Source organism: Bradyrhizobium sp. Unk1, assembly GCF_059512345.1.
The window spans coordinates 1-4140 of record NZ_JCAMOP010000124.1; the positions used below are offsets into that span (position 1 = coordinate 1).

The 4140-nt window shown below is 58.4% G+C and carries 5 protein-coding genes and 2 pseudogenes; 1 reads left to right on the plus strand and 6 read right to left on the minus strand.

Annotation, left to right across the window (positions count from 1 at the left end):
- Positions 1 to 62: 62 nt before the first annotated feature.
- From AC5ZFO_RS47250 to AC5ZFO_RS47260, 3 genes and pseudogenes are all read right to left on the minus strand, one after another.
- A complete protein-coding gene (locus AC5ZFO_RS47250; protein ID WP_496124167.1) occupies positions 63 to 899 on the minus strand; it encodes a hypothetical protein in 837 nt (278 codons plus the stop codon).
- Positions 900 to 901: 2 nt separating this feature from the next.
- Positions 902 to 1363 (minus strand): annotated as a pseudogene (locus AC5ZFO_RS47255) (transposase DNA-binding-containing protein); the annotation flags it as partial.
- Positions 1364 to 1632: 269 nt separating this feature from the next.
- The gene (locus AC5ZFO_RS47260; RefSeq protein ID WP_496124163.1) at positions 1633 to 1875 is read right to left on the minus strand and encodes a hypothetical protein; all 243 of its coding nucleotides are present in this window, start codon (positions 1873 to 1875) and stop codon (positions 1633 to 1635) included.
- Positions 1876 to 1930: 55 nt separating this feature from the next.
- Here AC5ZFO_RS47260 and AC5ZFO_RS47265 point away from each other — a divergent pair, with 55 nt between their 5' ends.
- The gene (locus AC5ZFO_RS47265) at positions 1931 to 2197 is read left to right on the plus strand and encodes a hypothetical protein (RefSeq protein ID WP_496124164.1); all 267 of its coding nucleotides are present in this window, start codon (positions 1931 to 1933) and stop codon (positions 2195 to 2197) included.
- Positions 2198 to 2247: 50 nt separating this feature from the next.
- Here AC5ZFO_RS47265 and AC5ZFO_RS47270 read toward each other — a convergent pair.
- The 3 genes and pseudogenes from AC5ZFO_RS47270 to AC5ZFO_RS47280 all read right to left on the minus strand — a co-directional run.
- Positions 2248 to 2429 (minus strand): annotated as a pseudogene (locus AC5ZFO_RS47270) (transposase); the annotation flags it as partial.
- A complete protein-coding gene (locus AC5ZFO_RS47275) occupies positions 2426 to 3535 on the minus strand; it encodes a medium chain dehydrogenase/reductase family protein (RefSeq protein WP_496124165.1) in 1110 nt (369 codons plus the stop codon). The gene AC5ZFO_RS47275 and the pseudogene AC5ZFO_RS47270, both read right to left, overlap by 4 nt.
- A gap of 281 nt (positions 3536 to 3816) precedes the next feature.
- Positions 3817 to 4140: hypothetical protein (locus AC5ZFO_RS47280; RefSeq protein WP_496124166.1), on the minus strand; the 324-nt coding region annotated here is incomplete at its 5' end.

Consider the following 4140-nt stretch of genomic DNA (forward strand, 5'->3'; position numbering starts at 1 on the left):
GCCTCCACCGAATCGAGATGATAAAGTGAATCATCAAGCCCCCTCCCTGGCGAGGGGGTTCTTCAGCAGACTGCTAGGTCTGTGATGAGCTTCCACTCAATCGGTTTACGGCCCTTTGGCGTACCGCACTCGGTCGCATGGATTATCGTCAGGTCGAGGGCTGGATAACGTTTCTGCTTGCCGATGGGAGGCAAGACCGCGATCCGCTTGAACTTGATTTCCAGCGCGACCTTCGTCGTCTCACCCTTGTCGTTGCGCACGTCGATGTAATGCAAGCCTTTGACGCTGGTCTCTTCCATCTCGGTTGCAATCGTATGACCGCCATCGCCTGCCAGCCGATCGACGCAGGCGCCGACAAGGAAGTGAGCGCCAAGCTCCTGCGTCAGGCAATACAATTCGTAGATGTCGCTTTCGCGGTCACCGATATGAATGCAACGCTCCGGTTGTCCGAGCCGCTCGATTGATTGCCTGAGATTGTCGAGCCAGCGAACGCTTTCCTTCTTCTCAATCGGAACGCGGGTCGGGTTAATCTTCTTCTTGAGCTGCGCCGTGCCTTTGAACTTTTTCCGTGTCCAGAACTTCACCGCCGCCAATCCCAGCGGCAGGCCCTCGACAGTCACGGCGAGACTGGAATGCATCAGCATTCCGCAGACCGTGTGATGGCGCCAACGGCCGTCCTTGTCCCGGCCGCTGTTGACGCTCTTGGTCAGGCCAATAGCGCTCGTGTTCGCGGGCTGGTAGGAGAATTCCGTCGTGTCCTGAATAAGGAGGATCGGGCCTCTACAATTATCGTAACGTGCGCGCGTGGCGGCGAAGTGACCGCTGAGGATGTCGGCCTCCCCACGCGCTCGTTGGCGAAGAAGCGGTAGGCCGCCTTCGTGTTCGCCCAGTCCTGGCACGCGAACGGTATGCTCCCGCCCATGCCGTCACCAATTTGCTTCAACAGCTCGCTAAATCGTTGACCGAGACGGGCATCCTTGAGCGCTGTCTTGTCGATCTCGCGCTCTGTCGAATGTTCGACGGCACTTTCATCACCATCATCCGGGCCGGCCGAGCAACGACACGCCGTTCCGCTTGAACACATCAAGGCACCCCGCCGTCGCGATTCAGGTGCCCGACAATGAATCACAAGCGATTCATCCGATCCAGATTTTTCGATCAGGACTATCGCCATCGAATCAAGCATTTGTGGGTAATTGAAAGCGCCGCCGGAGGGATACGTCATTGCGAGACCCAGATCGGAAAACCGCTCGATGCAGTGTCGTGGTGATTTTGCCAAGTACGAAGTTTTCCCCGCGTTACGCTCCGCCCTATACCCCGCCTTTAAGGTAAGGCGGGGTACGCGGTCGCTATCCGCAGCCATGCACAACCATGTACGAGCAATACGGCGAGGTGCTCCGCGCGACTTCCGTTGCGCTGACGCACAACGGTGTGCGAGCGCGGTTCATCGTTCCTCCTCTATTCGAGATTGATCTCGCGCTCGGACTTCGTCCGATACTTCGATCAATCTCTTCATGAGGAGGACGGAAATACAAAAGGATATGGAAGGAAGATTGGTTAAGCGGGAAAGCCGAGCAAGCTCAAGGCCCGGGCTCAGATCTTGTCGGCATCCCGGGTCGATAAATGCGTCTGTTACATGAGGGCTTGTTTAATGTCGGCAATCCGCGCGAGCACGACATCTCGCGCGACATCGAGTCCGGTGCTTTGATGTGCGAGCAAATTTATGGATGGGTCAAGTCCCATCGTCAGTAAATCCACTAGTCCATGCCAAATGGAGCTCTTCAACCGAGCTTCTGCCATATCGGCGCTCGATATAAAATCGTTCTCCAAGATCTCAACAACAACACGTGCTTTCTGTTTTTCTTCGGGGGCCATTTCGTTTATCCGATCGAGGAAAGAGCGAAACTCTCCTGATTTCATAATCGCGCACATGGCGACGAAAGAGGACGTAGCCGCACTCGATGCTCGGATGGAAAGAGTGGAAGGCCGGTTGGACAAAGTGGAAGAAACGCTCGTCCGCATCGACGAGAGACTCTTAAGTATCGAACAGGAGCTCAGGACCATTCGGACCGATCTTGATGTCTTGAGAGCAAAAGTCGAGAACATTGAGGGGTATCGCATAGAGATCGACCCCGCGCTCGAACGCATCGCAGTGATCGAAAAGCATCTCGGGATCCGCAGCAAGCTGGCTGCCTAGTTGTGCGCGATCAGGATGAACGCGCACGTAGGTTACGTGGAGAAAAGAGGCGGCGGCAAATCGTTCCGGCATCCAGCGCCAGTGGCGCGCCGGTCTTCACGATATAGCCCAGGCCGTTGAACACCTCGCCAAGCGCGTGCGTCCGCTGCGAGGCGTCCTCGGGCGAAAGTGCCAGATAGGACGCAACAAGCGCCCACTCGTCATGCTGGGGTTTCAAATTGCAAGGTCTCACGTGGTCGTTCGTTTAGCTGACGAGCCACTTTGTTCAGATTGGTCCTCCAAGCCGCGCGCCATGTCTGGCGGCGCGCCGATCGTGTCGCGTGAAAGATCCGGGCACAGCACGAGCTTGCCCTCGAGACTGCCCGCCTCGAGCCGGCGGTGAGCTTCGGCGACCTCGTCGAAGGCGATCCGCTCGGCGACGCGCGGCCGGATGGCGCCAGCCGCCAAGAGCCTGAACAGTCGTTCCAGGTCGTCCTTGAACCAGGTAGGGTGTCGCGCTCGCATCGCATTGACCGAGTAAAAGCGAGCGCGCTTGCCGCTGGGCAACAGTCTCCGCAGGTACAGGCGCGCGATCTCCATCAGGATGTGCAACATGCGACGCTGTGCCTGCACGCTCGCAGAGAAGCCGATGGCGCAGAGCAGTCCGCCCGGCTTGAGCGCTGCGTATGAGCGGCGATAGCCGTCTTCGCCAACTCCATCGACGACGACGTCGAATCCGCCCGCCACGACGCGCGTGAAGTCCTCATGTTCGTAGTCGATCGGCGTTGCCCCCAGCTCTCGGACGAGCGCTATGTGCTCGCCGCGCACGGTACCCCACAGCTCGAGACCGGCCAGCCGTCCAAGCATGATCAGCGCCTGGCCGACGGCGCCAGCGGCACCGTGCACCAGCAGGCGCTGGCCTCGCTGCACCCGGGCCGCGCGGTGCAGAAGCTGGGACGCCGTCGTCCAGCTCAAGATCAGAGTAGCCGCTTCCGCCGCGTCTACGCCGGTCGGCACGCGGACCACGTCGTTCGCCCGAAGTGTACGATAGTCGGCGTTTGACCCGACCACCGTCATGTCGGCCACGCGGTCGCCAATCTGAAGATAGTGCACGCCTTCACCGAGCTGATCGATTTCCCCGACGACGTCGTAGCCCATTACGAACGGCGGACGGAGGCGCATCGTTTGCGGGTATAGATGGCGCCTGATCAACACCTCAGTGTAATTGAGGCTTGATGCGAGTACACGGACCCGCACCTCTCCCCGACCGGCCGTCGGCAGCGGAGCGTCGATCACCTCTAGTCTCTCCGGATCACCGAAGCTGCTGACTTGAACAACTCGATTGCGCGGCCCTATCATGGGTGACCTCCGTGCAATCTTCGTAATTCAGCGAAAGGACAGGCACCAGTCCGCGGCCATTTTGCGGTCGCATCGCGACCGTGAGAATATTTGCAGACCTGAAGTTCTGCCTTGATCTGGCTCAAATCAGCGTTGTCGGACCGGGTGGACTTTGGCGAAAACCTGCCAGATCCGCCTAGTCGATAGATGTCTACTTCTGCAAGGACTGAGGTCATCCTCGCTGGTGCGGCGCTCTTCGCGCCTCGGGATATATGTTTACGGCTGCCGGTGCTCGATCCATTTCAATAGAGGTAGGCGCGGGCCAAGCCGCTTGCGACGGCGTTATCGGTAAACTGAACTACCGCACTCGTGACAGGCTGACTGGAGACATAGAATCCGTGAGCTTCATATCCAAGTATGAGATTGTTGCCGAGCGAGAAGTTCGTTAGCGCGGTAACGTTAATCTTCTGACTTTTCGAGTTAGCGGCAATAGTGATCTCCGTTGAGAAATCTGCGTCTTGCCCCCAACCCACTGAGCTATGACGGAACCTGGGTGATGACGACCTGAGAAAGGCGGCGTATCGAGGCGGGTGATGAAGCCTGCCAGCAACCTCCAAAGGAGCGAT